The following is a 21,310-nucleotide window of genomic DNA, read 5'->3' on the forward strand; positions in this document are numbered from 1 at the left end:
TAAACGTACCGATACTACTGGGTACTGGTGGTCGTGGTGGTCGTGGTCCCGGTATTGGAACCATCACCACCGCCGGTTGCCGCTAACGCGACGCCCACCGCCGAACTTACGGTGCTAACGCTGGTGGCGGAAGAACTTCCCGCCGATACCGACGTCGCTGCCGACCCTGCCGCTTCACCCACCTGAACGGGGGCCGCCGAGACAGATGTCACCGTAAGCGCGGTTATGGCAAAAATGCCATACAGTACTTTTTTCATCATAATTTCCCTTCATTGAATGAATGGAGATTTACCCAAAAGAATTTCGGGCGCTACCGAGTATACACAACCAAAGCAGGCGGATTATGTCCGGGAGAAATAAAGTCGATGTTTTAGGATAATTAAACTTTAAAGAAACAATACACACCTTATTTAATTAACAAACAAATAAAATCAATCAGTTAAAATTATATAAAAAGAAGGCGACATCCGTATAATCTGAAAATAACGCAGAGTGATTTTCTGGTTATTGGTTATTTTAGGATTAAGCTCAATATAAAATTATAGGGGAAAAGACGGACAAGCGGAATTATCTTATAAAAAAAGCCGATGTGAATATCGGCTTTTTTATTATCTTATTCTCTTTTTACCGGATGGCGGCGAAGCGCCATCAGGCACGCCAGGCTTTATAACGGTTAATCAGACCGTTGGTAGAGCTATCATGGGACGAAATAGCTTTATCATCGCCCAGCTCCGGCAGAATACGGTTAGCCAACTGTTTACCCAACTCAACGCCCCACTGGTCGAAAGTAAAGATGTTCAGGATGGCGCCCTGAGTAAAGATTTTATGCTCATACAGCGCAATCAGCGCGCCCAGGCTGAACGGCGTAATTTCGCGCAGCAGGATAGAGTTGGTCGGGCGGTTGCCTTCAAACACTTTGAATGGCACAACGTGTTCAAGCTGCGCCGGATCTTTACCCTGATCGCGATATTCCTGCTCAACCACCTCGCGGGATTTACCAAACGCCAGCGCTTCGGTTTGCGCAAAGAAGTTAGACAGCAGCTTCTGATGATGATCGGATAGCGGGTTATGGGTGATAGCCGGGGCGATAAAATCACACGGCACCATTTTAGTACCCTGGTGAATCAGTTGATAAAACGCGTGCTGACCGTTGGTGCCTGGTTCGCCCCAGATAATTGGGCCTGTCTGGTAATCCACGGCGTTGCCGTTACGGTCCACGTATTTACCGTTGGATTCCATGTTGCCCTGCTGGAAGTAGGCGGCGAAACGGTGCATGTACTGGTCGTACGGCAGAATGGCTTCGGTTTCCGCGCCGAAGAAATTGTTGTACCAGATGCCAATCAACGCCAACAGAACGGGCAGGTTTTTCTCCGCCGGAGTGGTGGAGAAATGCTTGTCCATTGCATGCGCGCCGGAAAGCAGCTCGACAAAGTTGTCGAAACCGACGGACAGAATAATGGACAGACCGATGGCAGACCACAGCGAGTAACGACCGCCGACCCAGTCCCAGAACTCGAACATATTGGCCGTGTCGATACCAAATTCGCCGACCGCTTTGGCGTTGGTGGAGAGCGCAGCAAAGTGTTTCGCCACGTGTTTTTCATCGCCTGCGGTTTTCAGGAACCAGTCGCGCGCGCTGTGGGCGTTGGTCATGGTTTCCTGCGTGGTGAAGGTTTTCGACGCCACCAGGAACAGAGTCGTTTCCGGGTTCACTTTTTTCAGCACTTCAGCGATGTGGGTACCATCAACGTTAGAGACGAAGTGCATATTCAGGTGATTTTTATACGGACGCAGCGCTTCGGTCACCATGAACGGGCCGAGGTCGGAACCGCCGATACCAATGTTCACCACGTCGGTGATGGCCTTACCAGTGTAGCCTTTCCACTGACCGGAGATAATCGCTTCCGAGAAGGTTTTCATCTTCTCAAGCACGGCGTTCACTTCCGGCATCACATCTTTGCCGTCCACGATGATCGGCGTATTGCTACGGTTACGCAGCGCCACGTGCAGCACGGCGCGGTCTTCGGTGCGGTTGATCTTCTCGCCGGAGAACATAGATTTAATCGCGCCAGCCAGATCGGTCTCTTTCGCCAGATCCTGTAATTTTGCCAGCGTCTCTTCGGTGATGCGGTTTTTGGAGAAATCCACCAGCATCAGATCGTCAAAAGTCGCGGAAAACTTAGCGAAACGGTCGCTATCTTTCGCGAAAAGCTCAGCGATCATAACGTCTTTCATTTCGTCGTAGTGTTTCTGGAGCGCCTGCCAGGCAGAAGTCTGCGTTGGATTGATATTTTTCATTAGCAATACTCTTCTGATTTGAGAATTGTGACTGGAGTCGATTGTAACGCCAGTCACAGAAAAGTGTGATTGTTTTAGTGCCGTTGCCCCAGGCACTGTCGAATGAGGATAAAAAGTATATACCCTAAATAATTCGAGGTGCAGAAAGGCGGCAAGTGAGTGAGTCTCCGGGCGCACAGATAAGCCAACATACCTACAGACGGGTATCGTGGTTATAAGCGCTGTTACTGAGCCTAAACTCAGCATAAAAAATCCGCATAATCCCAACGTTGACAGTCCAGGCCACAACTTTTATTTATAAATACGTTACTTGCATTTGCGCCTGCACCGGTTTCTGTTCTGCCCTTGTGCCATGGTCGCGTTTTTCATTTCCTGACACGAGGTTGATATGACAGAGATCGTTGTTTCCAAATTTGGCGGTACCAGCGTCGCCGATTTTGCCGCCATGAACCGTAGCGCGGATATCGTACTTGCCGACGCCAATGTTCGTTTAGTCGTGCTTTCCGCTTCTGCCGGCATCACTAACCTGCTGGTAGCGCTGGCCGAAGGGATGGAGCCCGGCGAACGTTTCGCCACGCTCGACGCCATCCGTAAAATCCAGTTCGATATCCTTGAGCGTCTGCGTCATCCAAATGTCATTCGCGAAGAGATTGAACGCCTACTGGAAAATATCACTATTCTGGCGGAGGCGGCATCGCTGGCGACATCGGCGGCCCTGACCGATGAACTGGTCAGCCACGGCGAGCTGATGTCTACCCTGCTATTTGTTGAGATCCTGCGTGAACGCGATGTGCAGGCCCACTGGTTCGACGTGCGCAAAGTGATGCGTACCAGCGCTCGCTTTGGCCGTGCGGAACCGGACGTCACAGCGCTTGCGGAACTGGCCGCGCAGCAGTTGCTCCCGCGCCTGAGCGAAACGTTGGTCATTACTCAGGGCTTTATCGGCAGTGAAAGCAAAGGCCGCACCACGACGTTAGGACGCGGCGGCAGCGACTATACGGCAGCATTGCTGGCTGAAGCGCTCCATGCCGCGCGGGTTGATATCTGGACAGATGTGCCCGGTATTTACACCACCGACCCGCGCGTAGTGCCTGTCGCGCAGCGAATTGATGAAATCGACTTTGAAGAAGCGGCGGAGATGGCAACCTTCGGCGCAAAAGTGCTGCATCCAGCCACCTTGCTCCCGGCCGTGCGCAGCGATATCCCGGTCTTCGTTGGCTCCAGTAAAGATCCGCAAGCGGGCGGTACGCTGGTGTGCAATAAAACCCAAAACCCGCCGCTGTTCCGTGCGCTGGCGCTGCGCCGCAATCAAACGCTATTGACTCTGCACAGCCTGAATATGCTGCATTCGCGAGGTTTCCTGGCCGAAGTGTTCGGCATTCTGGCGCGGCATAATATTTCGGTGGATCTGATTACCACTTCGGAGGTGAGCATCGCGCTAACGCTGGATACTACCGGCTCCACCTCCACGGGCGATACGTTACTGACACAATCCTTATTGATGGAGCTTTCCGCACTGTGTCGGGTAGAAGTCGAAGAAGGACTGGCGCTGGTCGCGCTGATTGGCAACAACCTGTCAAAAGCTTGCGGCGTTGGTAAAGAGGTGTTCGGCGTCCTGGAACCGTTCAACATTCGCATGATTTGTTACGGCGCCTCCAGCCACAATCTGTGCTTCCTCGTGCCGGGAGACGATGCCGAGCAGGTGGTACAGAAGCTACATCATAACTTATTTGAATAATCGCCCTGACACGACAGCGGGTGAGCGCTATCAGACAATACGCTGCCGGATGGCGATGTAAGCGCCTTATCCGGCCTGTCATGTGCCCATAGTGGATCATGAGCATAACTTATTTGAATAATCTTCCTTCACGCGATAAACCATAACATTGCGTATTACACACTATCCACCTTTACCCCCCTGTTGGTCCGTGGGTCGCGACACTATTGATGTTGTTATGTTCGGTATGAGCGTCCATCTTAACGTTGACGGCTTTAAACGCGTGCTCTCCCGCCCAGCCCCGGTCGCCGCAGGGATATTCCTGCACTATCTGGTGATGTTGCTCGCGGCATGGCTGCTGGCATTGCTGTTCAGGATGCCTGATTGTTGAAAAATCGGGCGAAACGGCAAAGGAAAATTAAAATATTGCCGGGTGGCGCAAGCTTACCCGGCCTACACGCTATCCGCCCGTTCCGTATTGCCGTAGACTAAATGCATCGGCTAACTGAGGGCACCCGTATGGCACTCCCCCGCATTACCCAAAAAGAGATGACCGAGCGCGAACAACGCGAACTGAAAACGTTGCTGGACCGCGCCCGTATTGCGCACGGTCGTCCGCTGACCAATTCTGAGACCAACAGCGTAAAAAAGGAGTACATCGATAAGCTGATGGCGCTGCGTGAGGCTGAAGCGAAAAAAGCCCGCCAGTTGAAGAAAAAGCAGGCGTATAAACCCGATACGGAAGCGTCATTCTCCTGGTCGGCAAATACGCCGACGCGCGGCAGACGTTAACGTCCTTTCTTCTTTCTTCCCGGCGAGGTAAAGCGTTTACCGCTCGATGCCGGGCGCGCTTTATCATTGCTTTTTTCGATCGCAACGACCGGACGCTTAATGCCCGCAGTTTTCGGCTTCGCTTTGGTTTTTGTTTTGGCTTCGGAAGAAGAACGCTCAATCAATTTAAACAGATCGATCAGCTCATCGTCCGTCAGATCGCGCCACTCGCCCAGCGGAATCCCGCTCAGGCTGACGTTCATAATGCGCGTACGCTCCAGCTTCTTCACTTCATAACCAAAGTGTTCACACATACGACGGATCTGACGATTTAGCCCCTGCACCAGGATGATGCGAAAGACAAACGGCGCCTCTTTTTTCACCTTACATTTTTTGGTGACAGTACCAATAATCGGTACACCCGCGCCCATACCACGAATAAACTCGTCGGTAACGGGTTTATCCACCGTCACCAGATACTCTTTTTCATGATCGTTACCGGCACGCAGAATCTTATTGACCAGATCGCCGTGGTTAGTCAGAAATATCAGCCCCTGCGAATCCTTATCCAGACGGCCAATCGGGAAGATACGTTTGCTGTGGTTCACAAAATCGACGATGTTGTCGCGCTCGCCGTCTTCAGTGGTACTGACAATGCCAACCGGTTTATTCAGCGCAATCAGCACTAAATCATCCGCTTCTCGCGGCTCAATCAACCGACCATTTACTTTAACAACATCCCCAGCGACCACCTGATCGCCAATAGCGGCGCGTTTGCCGTTGATAAAAACGTTGCCCTGTTCGATAAAGCGGTCCGCCTCGCGACGTGAACAGATGCCGCTTTCACTGATATATTTATTAAGTCGGGTAGATGTGTCGGTCAGCATATTTACTCTCTGAGAAATTTTTTCTACATAAACATTGGTAATGTGACTTACCACATCAAATCGTCGGGAACTTTAAAATCGGCATACGGATCATCTTCGTCCTGCTCTTCCTGACTCAGCGCACTGTTTACGACAATACTGTCCGCATCTCGTTGTGCAATTTTATCGGCGACGCTCGCGGGAATAATCGCATATTCACATTCCCCGCTATTCTCGATAACCAGACGCGCAATCGCGAGACGACCATTAATCAGTTGCGTCTGGGTGAGCTTATCCACGTCTATTTTTTTGATGACGTTATTATCTGTGAAGTTAAAACCAATATCGCCTTTAGATACATTGATTCTATTCATTTCAATGAGTTGCTTAACCTGAGCTTTAAACTCTTTCGCTAAAACCGCTTGTTTTTGCTGATCACTGAGTTGTTTATCACGCTCAAGTTGCGCCTTTTTATTTTCTTCCACCGCCTCTCTGGCCTCACGAGCCTGAACGCGTGATTTTTTAGCCGTGCGTTGGACTTTGGCCATTTTTTTACTGGTCACTAATCCCGCTTGTAACAGTTGCTCTTGTAAGGTCAGTTTTGCCATTTTCGTCTCTAAACTCGTTAAATAATTTTGCGGATTATACCTGTAATTTTTCAGGCTATACCAGATGACAGATCTGGCCTGGTTTCACTTTTAGCGTCCCTGCGCTTCGCATGCTTTGCCCGTAACACGCGCAACATCATGAGCCATGTCAGTAAGGCAATAAATGGATAATGGTAGCATTATTGCGTTTTGACATTTCCTGATGATGTGGAGAAGTAATGGAACTGCTTTTATTAAGTAACTCGACGCTGCCGGGTAAAGCCTGGCTGGAACACGCTCTGCCGCTGATAGCGAATCAGTTGAACGGTCGACGCTCAGCCGTGTTTATTCCGTTTGCCGGGGTCACGCAAACATGGGATGAGTACACGGATAAAACCGCAGAGGTGCTTGCGCCATTAGGCATAAACGTCACAGGGATTCATCGTGTCGCCGATCCGCTTGCGGCGATTGAGAAAGCGGAAATCATTATTGTCGGCGGCGGAAATACCTTCCAGCTACTGAAAGAATCGCGTGAACGCGGGCTGCTGGCGCCGGTGGCGGACAGGGTAAAACGCGGTGCGCTGTATATCGGCTGGAGCGCGGGCGCCAATTTTGCCTGCCCGACTATCCGCACGACTAACGATATGCCGATCGTCGATCCAAACGGTTTCGACGCGCTGGATCTGTTCCCGCTGCAAATTAATCCTCACTTCACTAACGCCTTGCCGGAAGGCCATAAGGGCGAGACCCGCGAGCAGCGTATTCGTGAACTGCTGGTGGTCGCGCCGGAACTGACAGTGATTGGTTTGCCGGAAGGTAACTGGATTCAGGTGAGCAACGGCCAGGCGGTTCTCGGCGGCCCGAATACCACCTGGGTGTTTAAAGCGGGCGAAGAGGCAGTGGCGCTGGAGGCGGGTCATCGCTTTTAATCCCTGGCCACATTGAATGCCGGATGGCGGGCCTACACGCATGTTCTCCGTAGACCAGAAGACGTTTACGCCGCCATCCGGCATTTCACTTAATAATCGCCCCGTTCCTCGTCCTGATCCGGCTGTTCCAGTACGCTATAGGCGACCGAACAGAACAGTGAGTTAAGACGCTTCATATCGCCCAGAAGCCCTAAATGGAGCGAGCTGGTTTCAATGCTTTGCACGTTCTGCTGGTGCAGGCGGTCGACATGCGCATGTGAGTATCGGCGATTAAGTATACGGAAGCGATGTTTACTGCGGCGCAACCGACGGGCGCTGGTGACATCGCCGGAGAAAAAGACCGACATCGCCAGTTGCAGATTACTGAGCAGTTGATCGTAAAGCGCATCCAGTTCTTTCAATCCTTCTTCTGAAAATGCCCGACGCGCCGCCAGCGACTTGTCGGCAATCTCACTGCCCATTCGCTCGATAATATCCGACGCCTGTTCGAGGTTCAGGGCCATCTCGATAATCTCCGCCCACCGGCGGGACTCCTCCGCCGCCAGCTCGTCTTTCGGCATTCGCGCCAGATAAAGCTTAATCGCGGTGTAGAGCACGTTAACGTCATCCGCCAGCTTGCGCAGCGCTTTCTCTTCACGCGGCTCGCCGTGCATGACCTTTTTTAGCCCTTCCATCATCTGTTCCATCGCATCGCCAATGCGCAACACCTCACGGGCAGCATTAGCCAGCGCCAACGTTGGCGTATCCAGCGCGCTGACATCCAGATGTTTCGGCTTCAGATGGGTATCCAGTTCAGGCTCATCACGAATAATCCGTTTACAAAAACGCGCCATCAGCTCGGCAAATGGAACCATCGCCAGGCAGCGCACCAGGTTATAGAAAACGTGGAAATAGATCACCAGCTCTGATTTCGGTAGCGGCAGCTCATCCATCAGATTCGCTAGCGGATGGACAAACGGTAGGATGACCAGGCTGCCGATCAATTTGAACAATAGGCTGCCGAGCGCCACGCGACGCGCGGCAGCATTGGCGGCGCTGTTATTAAGCATCGCCAGCAGCCCCGATCCCAGGTTGGCACCGATAACCAGACACAACGCGACCGGGAACGATATAATCCCCGCTGCCGTCAGGGTTGCCGTCAGCAACACCGCCGCCAGGCTGGAATAACTGATAATGGCGAACATCGCGCCAATCAGCGCATCCAGCATAATGTCGCCCGTCAGCGACGCGAAAATTACCTGCACGCCATTAGCTTGAGTGATCGGCGTCACCGCCTGCACAATCAGCTCCAGCGCCAGTAGAATCAGGCCAAGCCCGATACCGACGCGACCAAGCTGTCCGGCGCGGGACTGCTTACGTCCCAAAAAGAAGATCACGCCAATAAAAATTAGTAGCGGCGATAGCCACGACAAATCAAAGGTGAGAATACGCGCCATTAGCGCAGTACCCACATCGGCGCCCAACACAATCACCAGCGCTGGCGTCAGGGCGACAAGATCCTGGGCGACAAACGACGTTACCAATAAGGTGGTGGCGTTACTGCTTTGTACCAGCGCGGTAACACCGATACCCGCACAAAAGGCGAGCGGTTTCTTTTCCACACTGCGGCTGAGAACAGTGCGCAGACGCGCGCCAAACACGCGCATTACGCCAGTACGAACGATATGTGTTCCCCACACCAACAGCGCAACGGCAGAAAGTAGATGGAGCAAAGTTAACACGGCGTCAGGTTCTCCTTATCGTTATACGTTTTCCTGAAGCTCACTTGCGATAAATTGCCTGATGGCGCACAGCGTTAAGGCCTACTTGCATTGCCCGTCACCGGGCTTACTATGCGCAATACCATAAGCTGGATAAGGCGTTTACGCCGCCATCCGGCAAATTCAGCGTAGAGCCTTCCTTCAGTATAAGGGTTTAATTGTAAGAAAGAGACAGGACGCTCAACGAACGTCCTGTGAGTTGTAAGGAAAAGTGACGATTTTATGAATCAGTCCGCATCGTAGCCCAGGTTCGGCGCTAGCCACCGCTCAACGTCCTCAACGCTCATTCCTTTACGGAAAGCATAATCTGTCACCTGATCGCGTTGGATCTGCGCCACTGCGAAGTATTTGCTCTCAGGATGGCTGAAGTACCAGCCGGAGACCGACGCGCCAGGCCACATGGCGAAAGATTCGGTGAGCTTCATCCCGGTGTGTTTTTCGACATCCAGTAGCTGCCAGATAGTGCCTTTTTCGGTATGTTCCGGGCAGGCAGGATAACCCGGCGCCGGGCGAATCCCCTGGTAGTTTTCGCGGATCAGCTCTTCATTACTGAGGCTCTCTCCTGGTGCATAACCCCAGTAAACCTTACGCACGCGCTCATGTAGATACTCGGCAAACGCTTCCGCCAGACGGTCGGCAATCGCTTTCACCATGATCTTGTTATAGTCGTCGTGTTGCGCCTCGTAAGCATCAGCCAGGGCGTCTTCTTCAAGACCGCCAGTGACTGCAAACGCGCCGATGTAGTCTGCTTTTCCACTCAGTTTCGGCGCGACAAAATCCGCCAGACAGTAGTTGGCAAAACCCACTTTCTCGGTCTGCTGGCGCAGGTGGTGGCTGACCGTCAGCACATGAGTACGGGTTTCGTCGCGATAAATTTCGATGTCATCGCCGACGCGGTTCGCCGGAAACAGCCCAACCACGCCACGCGGATTCAACAGTTTCTCCGCGCTCAGTTTATCCAGCATGTCATTGGCGTCTTTAAACAGCCGTTTGGCCTCCTCGCCCACCACCTCATCTTCCAGAATGCGCGGGTATTTGCCTGCCAGCGACCAGGTCATAAAGAACGGCGTCCAGTCAATGTAGTTGCGCAGGGTTTCGATGCTTGCTTCCACCTCCTGCACGCCCAGACGGTGAGCTACCGGCGGGGTGTAGCGTTCCCAATCGAATGCCAGATCGTTATCGCGCGCCGCTTCCAGCGTGACCGGCGGCGTGCGCGGTTTTTTGCGGGCGTGCTGAATACGCACCGTTTCATACTCTTTGCGGGTACGGGCGACAAAATCATCGCGCTGGGTGTCGGAGAGTAGCGCCGCCACCACGCCCACGGTACGCGAAGCATTCTGCACGTAAACCGTCGGACCGCTGTAGTTCTGCTCGATTTTTACCGCCGTATGCGCTTTCGAAGTGGTCGCGCCGCCGATCAGTAGTGGAATCGTGAAGCCCTGACGCTCCATCTCTTTCGCCACGTTAACCATCTCGTCCAGCGACGGGGTAATCAGCCCGGAGAGGCCGATCAGGTCCGCGTTCACTTCACGGGCGGTTTTAAGGATTTTATCCGCTGGCACCATCACGCCAAGATCGATAATTTCGTAGTTGTTGCATTGCAGCACCACGCCGACGATATTTTTACCAATGTCGTGAACATCGCCCTTCACGGTGGCAATCACCATCTTGCCGTTGCTGGAACCTTTCTCTTTGCTGGCTTCGATAAACGGCTCCAGGTAAGCCACCGCTTGTTTCATCACGCGGGCGGATTTCACCACCTGCGGCAGGAACATTTTCCCTTCGCCAAACAGGTCGCCGACCACATTCATGCCGTCCATCAGCGGCCCTTCTATCACCTCAATCGGGCGTGCGGCCTGCTGGCGGGCTTCTTCGGTATCCTGCTCGATAAACTCGGTAATGCCTTTCACCAGCGAATATTCGAGGCGTTTTTTGACATCCCAGGAGCGCCATTCCGCTTGCTGGGAATTGGCGGCCTCGTCGGTTTTACTACCGCGATATTTCTCCGCCAGATCCAGCAAACGCTCGGTGCCGTCATCGCGACGGTTAAGAATGACATCTTCAACTGCATCGCGCAGTTCGGCAGGCAGGTCGTCATAAATCGCCAGTTGCCCGGCGTTGACGATGCCCATATCCATGCCATTACGGATGGCGTAGTAGAGGAATACAGCGTGAATCGCCTCGCGCACCGGATCGTTGCCGCGGAATGAGAACGAAACGTTAGAGACACCGCCGGAGATCAGCGCGTGCGGCAGTTCACGTTTAATATCTTCACAAGCGCCGATAAAGTCCTGCGCGTAGTTGTTGTGCTCGTCGATACCGGTCGCTACGGCGAAGATGTTTGGATCGAAAATAATGTCTTCCGGCGGGAAACCGACCTCTTTGGTCAGAATATTGTAGGCACGGCGGCAAATTTCGATTTTACGCTCGCGGGTGTCGGCCTGTCCCTGTTCGTCAAAGGCCATGACCACCACTGCCGCGCCGTAGCGACGCAGCAGCTTCGCGTGATGGATAAAAGTTTCCACCCCCTCTTTCATCGAGATGGAATTAACGATGCCTTTACCCTGGATGCACTTCAGCCCTTTTTCGATAACCTCCCATTTGGAGGAGTCGATCATGATTGGCACACGGGCAATGTCCGGCTCACCGGCAATCAGACTGAGGAAACGTACCATCGCCGCTTCGGCATCAAGCATCCCCTCATCCATGTTGATATCAATAATCTGCGCGCCGCTTTCTACCTGCTGACGGGCAACATCCAGCGCTTCACTGTATTTCTCTTCTTTGATCAGGCGTTTAAATTTCGCCGAACCGGTGACGTTGGTACGTTCGCCGACGTTGACGAACAGGCTGTCATCGCCAATATTTAGCGGCTCCAGGCCAGAGAGACGGCAGGCGACCGGGATTTCCGGCAGCTTACGCGGCGGCAAGTGTTCTACTGCGCGGCTCATCGCCGCAATATGTTCCGGCGTGGTACCGCAGCAGCCGCCAACGATATTCAGGAAGCCCGCTTGCGCCCATTCGCGAATGTGCTTCGCCATCGTATCGGCGTCCAGATCGTATTCGCCAAAGGCGTTTGGCAGGCCAGCGTTCGGGTGCGCGGTAACGTAGCATTCGGCAATGCGCGACAGCTCCTGGACGTACTGGCGCAGTTCATCCGGCCCCAGAGCGCAGTTAAGGCCAAAGGTGAGCGCCTCGGCATGGCGCAGCGAGTTATAGAACGCTTCGGTAGTCTGGCCGGAAAGCGTGCGCCCGGAAGCGTCGGTGATGGTGCCGGAAATCATGATCGGCAAGTCTACGCCCAACGCCTCAAACTCCTCTTTCACCGCGAAGACCGCCGCTTTCGCATTCAGGGTGTCAAAAACGGTCTCAATCAGAATCAGGTCTGCGCCACCTTCCACCAGCGCTTTGGTGGATTCACGGTAGGCCGCCACCAGTTGATCGAAGGTGATATTACGAAACGCCGGGTCGTTGACGTCCGGTGAAATGGAGGCCGTGCGGTTAGTTGGACCAAGCACGCCCGCAACAAAGCGCGGTTTTTCTGGTGTTCGCGCGGACCATTCATCGGCGCAGGCGCGCGCCAGTTTGGCCGCCGCATAGTTAATTTCCGCCGACAGGGATTCCATCCGGTAATCCGCCATCGCAATGGTTGTCGAGTTAAAGGTGTTGGTTTCGATGATATCCGCGCCAGCCTCAAAGTAGGCGTTGTGGATAGCGGCGATCACCTCCGGCTTGCTGAGTACCAGCAGGTCGTTGTTGCCTTTCAGGTCGCAGGACCAGTCAGCAAAGCGCTCCCCGCGGAAATCTTCTTCATGTAGACGATAACTCTGGATCATAGTGCCCATACCGCCGTCCAGCACCAGAATACGTTCATTTAACTGCGCACGCAGTTGTTCAACTTTGCTGCTCACACTCGCTCCCGACAACACTCCACGTAACGAGTCATACTGGCACAAAGCATGCTGGCGGAAAAGAGAACAACGGGCAACATGAGACATGTTCAGCTTGCTGACGCTATTGGTTCTGTTTTGCCGGATGGCGGCGCAAGCACCTTATTCGGCCTACGATCCCTGGTAGGCCTGATAAACGAAGCGCCATCAGGCAGCTTGTTGTCGGTCACTCATCCGATCAGTTCAGGAACTCTTGCATTATAATTAAATAAAACGAAAATGATTTCCACGATACAGAAAAAGGAGTCTGCCATGGTTGCCCCTGTTCCCGCGAAACGCGGGAGAAAACCTACCGCTACCACTGCACCCGTAACCGGGCAGGTTCAGTCTTTAACCCGCGGTCTTAAGCTGCTGGAGTGGATTGCGGAGTCCAACGGTAGCGTCGCGCTGACCGAACTGGCGCAGCAGGCGGGTTTACCTAATTCCACCACTCACCGTCTACTCACCACCATGCAACAGCAGGGGTTTGTCCGCCAGGTCGGTGAGCTGGGCCACTGGGCCGTAGGCGCACACGCGTTTATCGTCGGCAGCAGCTTTTTGCAGAGCCGTAATCTGCTGGCGATTGTCCATCCGATTTTGCGCAAGCTGATGGAGGACTCCGGCGAAACGGTAAACCTTGCCGTACTCGACCAGAGCGACCATCAGGCCATTATTATCGACCAGGTGCAGTGCACGCAATTGATGCGCATGTCCGCTCCTATTGGCGGTAAACTGCCGATGCATGCGTCCGGGGCGGGCAAGGCGTTTTTATCGCAACTCAGTGAGGAGCAGGTTACAAGTCTGCTGCACCGCAAGGGGTTGCACGCTTATACCCATGCGACGCTGGTGTCGCCGATCCATCTGAAAGATGACCTCGCCCAGACACGCAAGCGCGGCTACTCCTTTGACGATGAAGAACATGCGCTCGGTCTGCGCTGCGTGGCCTCGTGTATTTATGACGAGCACCGCGAACCGTTTGCGGCCCTCTCTATTTCCGGCCCCTGCTCACGCATTACCGACGATCGCGTCACCGAACTTGGCGCCATGGTGATTAAAGCGGCAAAAGAAGTGACGCTGGCGTATGGTGGAGTTCGCTGAAATGAGCAGCCTGAAATTATACTGGCAGGAGAAGTACCCACAGGCCTTCTGTTGGTCTTTCGGTGATTCGCCGACGCTGGCCGACGAGCTGGCGGCGCTGGTGGTCGCCGGTAAAAAGCGTGGCACCTGTAGCTCGCTGGTTAGCTATCAGAAAGAGCAGCCCCCTGTCACGCCCGGGGCATATCACATTGTGCTCAACGGCACAGGCGACGCCGTGTGCGTCATACGCACGCTGACGCTCAGGCTGATCCGTTTTAACGAGATGAGCGCCGATCTCGCCGCACTGGAAGGCGAAGGCGATCTTAGCCTGGCGTACTGGCAAACGGCACACCGGGCCTTTTTTGAGCGCGAGGGTAATTGGTCCCCGGAGATGGAACTGGTTTACGAAGAGTTTGCCGTACTCGAGATCGCGCCGTAGCGTACGCCAAAGCGCTGGCGACGACGATAGGCATACACATCTTCTATATGCCCTTCTTTAATACGCGTCTGTAGCGCGCGCCAGTAATCGGCGCGAAACAGGTCGGCATGCATCTCTTCAAACAATGGCCCGATACGCGGATCGGCGCATAGCCAGTGACGAAACTCCTCCGGGAAAACGTCACCCGGCGAGACGCTATACCAGGGTTCGCTGGCCAGTTCGTCTTCCGGATAACGCGCTGGCGGAATATCGCGGAAATTCACTTCCGTCATGTAGCAAATTTCATCGTAGTCGTAGAACACCACGCGACCATGACGGGTAACGCCAAAGTTTTTAAACAACATATCGCCGGGGAAAATATTAGCGGCGGCAAGCTGGCGAATCGCATTACCATATTCTTCTATCGCATCGCGCAACTGCTGGCCTTCTACCTGTTCCAGCCAGATATTGAGCGGCACCATGCGACGTTCAATATAGAGATGGCGAATGACGATCTGTTCCCCAAGATCGGTAATCTTCTCTGGCGCTTCTTGCCGTAACAGCGCCATCAGCGCCGGATCGATTTGCCGTTTATCCAGCACGAAATTCTCAAACTCCTGGGTATCCGCCATACGACCGACGCGATCATGCTCTTTTACCAGTTGATAACAGGCACGCACATGGGCGGCAGACATCTCTTTCTGCGGGGCGAATTTGTCTTTAATGATTTTAAATACCCGGTCGAAACCTGGCAGAGTAAACACCAACATCACCATGCCGCGGATGCCAGGCGCCTCAATGAATTTCTCATCGCTTTCAGCCAGATAACACAAATATTCGCGGTAGCTTTCGGTTTTCGCATGTTTCTGGCAGCCAATCGCCATATACAGCTCGGCGGTGGTTTTGCCCGGCAGGATTTCACGCAACCACTCAACCAGCGCGGCAGGCAGCGGCGCATACACCATAAAATAAGAGCGGGCAAAACCAAACACAATGCTCGCTTCTGCCGTAGTGGTCAGGCAGGTATCGACAAACAGTTCGCCCTCATCAGTGCGATGAATCGGCAATAAAAACGGCAGCATACCGTCAGGTGTGGTTAATTTACCTACCAGCCAGGCCGCTTTATTACGGTAAAACAACTCGTTCGCCACCTGGACATGGCAGCGAGGTAGCGCGTCCTCGCCCAATGTTTCAGTCAGGTGCGCGATGATATAGCGGATATCCCGGCTTTTATTCTGCCAGGGCAGACGCAGCGGTAAATCACTGAGTATCCGCATCAACAGCGACTCCCAACCGTGATCGGGAAAGAAGTCTTTGGCCAGCGGACGCGGGATAGTACGGAAGCGGCGCTCCGGTTGTGAACTGAAAATAAACAACCGCTCGGGTGTTAACGAGCGGTGGTCAAATAACCGGCAATAAACGGAGTTGAAAAAGCTCTCCGCAATCTCGAAGCGCGGGTAATCCGGCAACAGCCGGGTGTAATGCTCTTTAACGCGTAAAAGGAAATCCGCGTCGGTACTTTTGCCATCGGTAATACAACGCAGTTGCTCCACCACCAGACCCACATGATGATCATAGAGATGGATACGGCTTTTCATCGCCTGTTGGACGGCCTGCCAGTCGGCCTGTTCAAAACGCTGCTGCGCGCCGGAAGTCACTTCCAGAAATCGACCATACTGCGCGTCAAAGCCTTGCAGGATGGTTTGAGCAATCAGTAATTCCAGGCAACGCGGCATTTTTTCCCCCATCCGGCACCACGTCATGCCGGATGGCGCGTTTGCTTATCCGGCCTACGATATCTGTAGGCCCGGTAAGCGCTGCGCCACCGGGCATCAATCAAAACTGCGATTCTTCCGTCGATCCTGTTAACGCGGTAACGGATGACGCGCCGCCCTGGATAATGGTGGTGACTTTGTCGAAGTAACCTGTACCCACTTCCTGCTGGTGGGAAACAAAGGTGTAGCCGTCTTTCGCCGCGGCGAACTCGGGTTGTTGAACCTTCTCAACATAGTGTTTCATACCCTCGCCCTGAGCGTATGCATGCGCCAGGTCGAACATGTTGAACCACATGCTGTGGATGCCCGCCAGGGTAATAAACTGGTATTTGTAACCCATGTCCGACAACTGCTGCTGGAAGCTGGCAATGGTCTTGTCGTCCAGATTTTTCTGCCAGTTGAAGGACGGCGAACAGTTATAGGCCAGCAGTTTTCCCGGATACTTCGCGTGGATAGCATCGGCAAAACGACGCGCCAGTTCGAGATCCGGCGTAGAGGTCTCGCACCACACCAGATCGGCATACGGGGCATACGCCAGACCGCGGCTGATCGCCTGCTCAATGCCCGCATGGGTGCGGTAGAAACCTTCGCTGGTGCGTTCACCGGTAATAAAACCGCTGTCATAGGGATCGCAGTCGGAGGTGATCAGATCTGCCGCATCCGCATCGGTACGCGCAATCACCAGCGTCGGGACGCCCATCACATCAGCGGCCAGACGCGCAGCAACCAGTTTCTGAATCGCCTCCTGCGTGGGGACCAGCACCTTGCCGCCCATATGCCCGCACTTTTTCACCGACGCCAACTGATCTTCGAAGTGTACCGCCGCTGCACCGGCTTCAATCATCGATTTCATCAGTTCGAAGGCATTCAGAACGCCGCCAAAACCGGCTTCCGCATCAGCAACGATCGGCAGGAAGTAATCCACATAGCGCGGATCGTTGGGTTCAATACCGGATGCCCACTGGATCTGATCCGCACGACGGAAAGTGTTGTTGATCCGATCCACCACCGCCGGAACAGAGTTTGCCGGATACAACGATTGATCCGGGTACATGCTGGATGCAAGGTTGGCATCCGCCGCGACCTGCCAGCCGGAGAGATAGACCGCCTCAATACCGGCTTTCGCCTGTTGCAACGCCTGACCGCCGGTCAGCGCGCCAAGACTGTTGATATAGCCTTTTTTCGCTTCTCCGTGCAACAGCCGCCACATTTTCGCGGCGCCGAGCTGTGCCAGCGTGCATTCAGGGTTAACCGATCCGCGTAATTTCACCACCTCCTCCGCACTGTACGGGCGGGTGATGCCTTCCCAGCGCGGTTGTGTCCACTCTTTCTGTAATTCTTCGATTTGTTGAGTACGGGTTTTCATGTGCAGATGCTCCATATTGTTATGTGGTGAATTAAGCCAGTAAGCGATAGCCCGGCAGGGTGAGGAAGTCGATTAAGTCATCTGAGGTGGTGATTTGCTCCATCAGACGTGCGGCATCGTCGAAACGCCCGCTGCTGTAGCGGTGCTCGCCCAGTTCGTCCTGGATTACCCGCATCTCTTCCGCCAACATTTCGCGGAAAAGCGCTTTCGTTACGGGTTTTCCATTGCTCAGTGTTTTCTCATGGTGAATCCACTGCCAGATAGAGGTTCGTGAGATTTCCGCCGTCGCGGCATCCTCCATCAGACCGTAAATCGGTACACAGCCATTGCCGGAGATCCACGCTTCAATGTACTGCACTGCCACGCGAATATTGGCGCGCATTCCCGCTTCTGTACGTTCGCCTTCACACGGCTCCAGTAACTGCTCAGCGGTAATCGGCGCATCTTCATCACGAGTAATGAACAACTGATTTTTGTGCTCGCCCAGTACCTCGTTAAAGACTGCCATTGCGGTATCCGCCAACCCGGGATGCGCAATCCACGTGCCGTCGTGGCCGTTGTTAGCTTCCAGCGCTTTATCCGCTTTCACTTTGGCAAGGACCTGATTGTTGCGTTCAACATCTTTACTCGGGATAAACGCCGCCATACCGCCCATCGCGAACGCGCCGCGCTTGTGACAGGTTTTGATCAGCAGGCGCGAGTAGGCACTCAGAAACGGTTTGTCCATCGTTACCACCTGCCTGTCCGGCAGGACGCGATCCGGGTGATTTTTCAACGTCTTGATATAGCTGAAAATATAATCCCAGCGACCACAGTTGAGGCCGACGATATGATCACGCAGCGCATGAAGAATCTCATCCATCTGGAAAACAGCAGGCAGGGTTTCAATCAACAGGGTCGCTTTGATCGTACCGCGCGGCAGGTTGAAGCGGTCTTCGGCGTAGCTGAAGACTTCGCTCCACCAGGCAGCCTCCTGCCAGGCTTGCGTTTTCGGCAGGTAAAAATACGGGCCGCTACCTTTAGCGAGCAGCGCTTTGTAGTTGTGGAAAAAATACAGAGCAAAATCAAACAGGCTCCCGGGAATTGCTTCACCCCGCCAGGTAACATGCTTTTCTGGCAGATGCAGACCGCGTACACGACAAATCAATACGGCCGGATCGGGCTTGAGCTGATAGATTTTTCCGGCTTCGTTGGTATAGCTAATGGTGCCGTTCACCGCATCACGCAGGTTGATTTGACCATCAATAACTTTATTCCAGTCCGGCGCCAGCGAGTCTTCAAAATCCGCCATAAACACTTTCACATTTGCGTTCAGGGCATTAATTACCATTTTACGTTCAACCGGCCCGGTAATTTCCACCCGGCGATCCTGTAAATCCTCAGGAATACCACGAATCTGCCAATTACTTTTTCTAATGGAAGTGGTTTCCGAAATAAAATCAGGCAACTTACCGTTATCAATATCCTGCTGTTGCTGGATACGTGCAGCCAGGAGTTTATTGCGTTTTGGCGTAAAACGTGTGACTAATTCCGTCAAAAACTCGACTGCCTCAGCGGTCAGGACTTGCTTTTCCAGCTCGCCTTGCGGCCTGGTAAAAGTTAATTCATCAGTTGTGGTTGCCTGTGGATTCATCATGCTGCTCCTCGTCGTTGATCCAGATACATCCCCAATGCGAACGAAGGATCATTGTGCGCTTTTCGTTCAACACAACTAAGACTACTCAATTAAAATTCAAAATCAAAAACAATTTCCATTTTTAATGGAAATTAAATTTAACCTATTGATAAAAAAGGATATAAAGTTTAATCAGAAGGTGAAGGTGATTTCACAAATGAAAAAAACACCCAAAGGTGCCTGATTCATTATGCTGAAACGCTTTAGGATCGTCAGGAGCAGAAGATTAATCCAGGGTTGGATTCATGTGACGCAGATCATATGGCGTAATCTGGTAGACATAATAGTTGAGCCAGTTAGTAAAGAGTAAATTACCGTGGCTGCGCCAGGTTGCGCGCGGTATGTTTTGCGGATCGTTTTTCGGGAAATAGTTGTACGGAATATCCGGATTTAACCCAGCCTCAACGTCACGAAAATATTCACTCGCTAACGTATGAGCGTCATATTCAGGATGGCCGGTGACAAACGCAATACGTTTATCTTTGCTGGCAAACAGGTACGCATCCCCCTCTTCTGTTTCGGCCAGAATGTCAAGATCCGTATAATCTCGTATCAGCGCCGCCGGGAAATCGGCATAACGTGAGTGTGGCGCAAGAAACGAATCATCAAAACCACGCGTCAACAGAGCATGAGGATGAAGGATGTGATGTTCATAGACGCCGGAAAGTTTATCTGTACGGGTCTGCTTAGGGATACCATAAAGAATATTGAGCGCGGCCTGAACGGCCCAACAGACAAATAGCGTCGAAGTGACGTGATCTTTCGCCCATTCCAGCACCTGCCTAATCTGCGGCCAATAAGCCACGTCATTAAACTCCACCAGACCCAGCGGCGCTCCGGTCACGATAAGCCCATCAAAGTTCTGATCGCAGATATCCTCGAAGTTACAGTAAAAGTTGTTCAGATGCTCGGCTGGCGTGTTTCTCGACTCGCGAGCATCTATCCGCAGCAGTTGAATATCGACCTGCAATGGCGAGTTCGACAGCAGGCGCAGAAACTGGTTTTCCGCTTCAATCTTCTTCGGCATCAGGTTAAGGATAAGTACCTTTAGCGGGCGAATTTCCTGTCCTGATGCGCGAGAAGTCGTCATGACGAAGACATTTTCCTCACGTAAAAAATTGACGGCGGGCAGCTCGTCCAGCACACGAATCGGCATAACCTGATAACCTCACGACACACGTTTAAACGTTTAGACATCCAGATAGCTGAAGATACGCAGAAATCAGGCGAATGTCGAGTCTGCAAGTTCAAGGTGAGAAAGTTTCACGACAGCATTTGCATTAGAATAGAAGTAAGCAAAAAAGGAGTGAAGATGATTATTAACATTCGCCGTTCAAGGCATGGGGAAGGGGAAAAATTGATTGCGATCTGGCGTCGCTCAGTCGATGCCACGCACGATTTTCTGTCAGACGCTTATCGGACCGAACTGGAAGAACTGGTGAGCGATTTTCTGCCAGAAGCGCCACTATGGGTTGCCGTGACCGATCAGGACGAGCCGGTAGGATTTATGCTGCTTACCGGTGAACATATGGATGCGCTGTTTATCGATCCGGACGTGCGTGGTCAGGGTATCGGTAAGAGGTTGGTTGAACATGCGTTAACCCTGGCGCCAGGGTTGACAACCAATGTTAACGAGCAGAATACACAAGCTGTTGGATTTTATAAGAAAATGGGATTTAAGGTGACGGGACGTTCGGAGATGGACGATCTTGGGAAACCGTATCCATTGTTGAATCTGGCATATGGCTAATGGAATCGCAGGCCGGATAAGGCGGAGCCGCCATCCGGCAGTGCATACCCGGCCACAGACGCAAAAAAGCCCATCCGTCAGGATGGGCTTCTTCACTATTCGATGCCTGGCAGTTTATGGCGGGCGTCCTGCCCGCCACCCTCCGGGCCGTTGCTGCGCAACGTTCAAATCCGCTCCCGGCGGATTTGTCCTCCTCAGGAGAGCGCTCACCGACAGACTACAGATAAAACAGAAGGCCCTGTCTTGCGACAGGGCCCTTCGTTTTATTTGATGCCTGGCAGTTCCCTACTCTCGCATGGGGAGACCCCACACTACCATCGGCGCTACGGCGTTTCACTTCTGAGTTCGGCATGGGGTCAGGTGGGACCACCGCGCTACGGCCGCCAGGCAAA

The 21,310-nt window shown here is 53.1% G+C and carries 17 protein-coding genes, 1 rRNA gene and 2 pseudogenes; 8 read left to right on the top strand and 12 right to left on the bottom strand.

Annotated elements, in window-relative coordinates; translation table 11 throughout:
- Window positions 1-14 precede the first annotated feature (14 nt).
- On the bottom strand, window positions 15-257 hold the full coding sequence (yjbE, locus tag F4V72_RS22520) for an exopolysaccharide production protein YjbE (RefSeq protein ID WP_053529841.1): 243 nt from the start codon (window positions 255-257) through the stop codon (window positions 15-17).
- 391 nt (window positions 258-648) lie between these two features.
- Window positions 649-2,298 carry a glucose-6-phosphate isomerase gene (gene pgi / locus F4V72_RS22525; RefSeq protein ID WP_080071150.1) on the bottom strand — a complete coding sequence of 550 codons (1,650 nt, stop codon included), beginning with the start codon at window positions 2,296-2,298 and terminating at the stop codon, window positions 649-651.
- A gap of 388 nt (window positions 2,299-2,686) precedes the next feature.
- Here pgi and lysC point away from each other — a divergent pair, with 388 nt between their 5' ends.
- The 3 genes and pseudogenes from lysC (at window position 2,687) to F4V72_RS22540 (ending at window position 4,807) form a co-directional block, all read left to right on the top strand.
- A complete protein-coding gene (lysC, locus tag F4V72_RS22530) occupies window positions 2,687-4,036 on the top strand; it encodes a lysine-sensitive aspartokinase 3 (protein ID WP_080071151.1) in 1,350 nt (449 codons plus the stop codon).
- Window positions 4,037-4,153: 117 nt separating this feature from the next.
- Window positions 4,154-4,397 (top strand): annotated as a pseudogene (locus F4V72_RS22535) (hypothetical protein); the annotation flags it as partial.
- A gap of 137 nt (window positions 4,398-4,534) precedes the next feature.
- Window positions 4,535-4,807: a DUF3811 domain-containing protein gene (locus F4V72_RS22540; RefSeq protein ID WP_001207628.1), complete on the top strand. Its 273-nt coding sequence runs from the start codon at window positions 4,535-4,537 to the stop codon at window positions 4,805-4,807.
- Here the strand turns inward: F4V72_RS22540 and rluF are convergent.
- The 3 genes and pseudogenes from rluF to F4V72_RS22555 form a co-directional block, all read right to left on the bottom strand.
- On the bottom strand, window positions 4,804-5,673 hold the full coding sequence (gene rluF, locus F4V72_RS22545) for a 23S rRNA pseudouridine(2604) synthase RluF (RefSeq protein WP_079836927.1): 870 nt from the start codon (window positions 5,671-5,673) through the stop codon (window positions 4,804-4,806). The two genes, F4V72_RS22540 and rluF, sit on opposite strands and share 4 nt — an antisense overlap.
- A gap of 47 nt (window positions 5,674-5,720) precedes the next feature.
- Entirely contained in the window at window positions 5,721-6,260 is a 540-nt protein-coding gene (locus F4V72_RS22550) for a DUF2058 domain-containing protein (protein WP_023246266.1), read from the bottom strand.
- Window positions 6,261-6,315: 55 nt separating this feature from the next.
- Window positions 6,316-6,407: pseudogene (locus tag F4V72_RS22555) on the bottom strand (hypothetical protein).
- 71 nt (window positions 6,408-6,478) lie between these two features.
- Between F4V72_RS22555 and pepE the strand changes: the two are divergent.
- Window positions 6,479-7,168: a dipeptidase PepE gene (gene pepE, locus F4V72_RS22560; RefSeq protein WP_136058563.1), complete on the top strand. Its 690-nt coding sequence runs from the start codon at window positions 6,479-6,481 to the stop codon at window positions 7,166-7,168.
- An 89-nt stretch (window positions 7,169-7,257) separates the two neighbouring features.
- Here the strand turns inward: pepE and F4V72_RS22565 are convergent, their stop codons facing one another.
- Both F4V72_RS22565 and metH read right to left on the bottom strand, forming a co-directional pair.
- The gene (locus tag F4V72_RS22565; RefSeq protein ID WP_000956808.1) at window positions 7,258-8,889 is read right to left on the bottom strand and encodes a Na/Pi cotransporter family protein; all 1,632 of its coding nucleotides are present in this window, start codon (window positions 8,887-8,889) and stop codon (window positions 7,258-7,260) included.
- Window positions 8,890-9,155: 266 nt separating this feature from the next.
- Window positions 9,156-12,839, bottom strand: coding sequence for a methionine synthase (gene metH / locus F4V72_RS22570; protein ID WP_136058564.1), 3,684 nt, complete (start codon window positions 12,837-12,839; stop codon window positions 9,156-9,158).
- A 48-nt stretch (window positions 12,840-12,887) separates the two neighbouring features.
- Between metH and F4V72_RS22575 the strand changes: the two genes are divergently transcribed.
- The 3 genes from F4V72_RS22575 to F4V72_RS22585 are packed head-to-tail and all read left to right on the top strand — an operon-like array spanning window position 12,888 to window position 14,373.
- The gene (locus F4V72_RS22575) at window positions 12,888-13,082 is read left to right on the top strand and encodes a hypothetical protein (protein WP_071790738.1); all 195 of its coding nucleotides are present in this window, start codon (window positions 12,888-12,890) and stop codon (window positions 13,080-13,082) included.
- A 48-nt stretch (window positions 13,083-13,130) separates the two neighbouring features.
- Window positions 13,131-13,955 (top strand): glyoxylate bypass operon transcriptional repressor IclR, encoded by an 825-nt coding sequence (iclR, locus tag F4V72_RS22580; protein WP_053508341.1) that lies wholly within the window; start codon window positions 13,131-13,133, stop codon window positions 13,953-13,955.
- A gap of 10 nt (window positions 13,956-13,965) precedes the next feature.
- Entirely contained in the window at window positions 13,966-14,373 is a 408-nt protein-coding gene (locus F4V72_RS22585; protein WP_077918391.1) for an ASCH domain-containing protein, read from the top strand.
- Here F4V72_RS22585 and aceK read toward each other — a convergent pair.
- The 4 genes from aceK to metA form a co-directional block, all read right to left on the bottom strand.
- Window positions 14,337-16,088 carry a bifunctional isocitrate dehydrogenase kinase/phosphatase gene (gene aceK, locus F4V72_RS22590; protein WP_136058565.1) on the bottom strand — a complete coding sequence of 584 codons (1,752 nt, stop codon included), beginning with the start codon at window positions 16,086-16,088 and terminating at the stop codon, window positions 14,337-14,339. The two genes, F4V72_RS22585 and aceK, sit on opposite strands and share 37 nt — an antisense overlap.
- Window positions 16,089-16,188: 100 nt before the next feature.
- On the bottom strand, window positions 16,189-17,493 hold the full coding sequence (gene aceA, locus F4V72_RS22595; RefSeq protein ID WP_000857887.1) for an isocitrate lyase: 1,305 nt from the start codon (window positions 17,491-17,493) through the stop codon (window positions 16,189-16,191).
- Between the two features lie 31 nt (window positions 17,494-17,524).
- Window positions 17,525-19,126 carry a malate synthase A gene (aceB, locus tag F4V72_RS22600; RefSeq protein ID WP_053529846.1) on the bottom strand — a complete coding sequence of 534 codons (1,602 nt, stop codon included), beginning with the start codon at window positions 19,124-19,126 and terminating at the stop codon, window positions 17,525-17,527.
- A 268-nt stretch (window positions 19,127-19,394) separates the two neighbouring features.
- Window positions 19,395-20,324, bottom strand: a complete 930-nt coding sequence (metA, locus tag F4V72_RS22605; RefSeq protein ID WP_136058566.1) for a homoserine O-acetyltransferase MetA — start codon at window positions 20,322-20,324, stop codon at window positions 19,395-19,397.
- Window positions 20,325-20,480: 156 nt separating this feature from the next.
- Here metA and F4V72_RS22610 point away from each other — a divergent pair, with 156 nt between their 5' ends.
- Complete coding sequence (locus F4V72_RS22610; RefSeq protein ID WP_070803075.1) at window positions 20,481-20,918, top strand: acetyltransferase; 438 nt, start codon at window positions 20,481-20,483, stop codon at window positions 20,916-20,918.
- 272 nt (window positions 20,919-21,190) lie between these two features.
- On the opposite strand, the gene rrf is transcribed toward F4V72_RS22610, so the two are convergent.
- Window positions 21,191-21,306 (bottom strand): 5S ribosomal RNA (gene rrf / locus F4V72_RS22615).
- Between the last annotated feature and the right edge of the window lie 4 nt (window positions 21,307-21,310).

The organism is Salmonella enterica subsp. diarizonae, from assembly GCF_008692785.1.
GTDB lineage: Bacteria > Pseudomonadota > Gammaproteobacteria > Enterobacterales > Enterobacteriaceae > Salmonella > Salmonella diarizonae.

Excerpts from the sequence above, each read along its gene's own strand:
- yjbE (WP_053529841.1), bottom strand. The coding sequence starts at position 257 with ATGAAAAAAGTACTGTATGGCATTTTTGCCATAACCGCGCTTACGGTG.
- pgi (WP_080071150.1), bottom strand. The coding sequence starts at position 2,298 with ATGAAAAATATCAATCCAACGCAGACTTCTGCCTGGCAGGCGCTCCAG.
- lysC (WP_080071151.1), top strand. The coding sequence starts at position 2,687 with ATGACAGAGATCGTTGTTTCCAAATTTGGCGGTACCAGCGTCGCCGAT.
- F4V72_RS22540 (WP_001207628.1), top strand. The coding sequence starts at position 4,535 with ATGGCACTCCCCCGCATTACCCAAAAAGAGATGACCGAGCGCGAACAA.
- rluF (WP_079836927.1), bottom strand. The coding sequence starts at position 5,673 with ATGCTGACCGACACATCTACCCGACTTAATAAATATATCAGTGAAAGC.
- F4V72_RS22550 (WP_023246266.1), bottom strand. The coding sequence starts at position 6,260 with ATGGCAAAACTGACCTTACAAGAGCAACTGTTACAAGCGGGATTAGTG.
- pepE (WP_136058563.1), top strand. The coding sequence starts at position 6,479 with ATGGAACTGCTTTTATTAAGTAACTCGACGCTGCCGGGTAAAGCCTGG.
- F4V72_RS22575 (WP_071790738.1), top strand. The coding sequence starts at position 12,888 with ATGCTGGCGGAAAAGAGAACAACGGGCAACATGAGACATGTTCAGCTT.
- iclR (WP_053508341.1), top strand. The coding sequence starts at position 13,131 with ATGGTTGCCCCTGTTCCCGCGAAACGCGGGAGAAAACCTACCGCTACC.
- aceK (WP_136058565.1), bottom strand. The coding sequence starts at position 16,088 with ATGCCGCGTTGCCTGGAATTACTGATTGCTCAAACCATCCTGCAAGGC.
- aceA (WP_000857887.1), bottom strand. The coding sequence starts at position 17,493 with ATGAAAACCCGTACTCAACAAATCGAAGAATTACAGAAAGAGTGGACA.
- aceB (WP_053529846.1), bottom strand. The coding sequence starts at position 19,126 with ATGAATCCACAGGCAACCACAACTGATGAATTAACTTTTACCAGGCCG.
- metA (WP_136058566.1), bottom strand. The coding sequence starts at position 20,324 with ATGCCGATTCGTGTGCTGGACGAGCTGCCCGCCGTCAATTTTTTACGT.
- F4V72_RS22610 (WP_070803075.1), top strand. The coding sequence starts at position 20,481 with ATGATTATTAACATTCGCCGTTCAAGGCATGGGGAAGGGGAAAAATTG.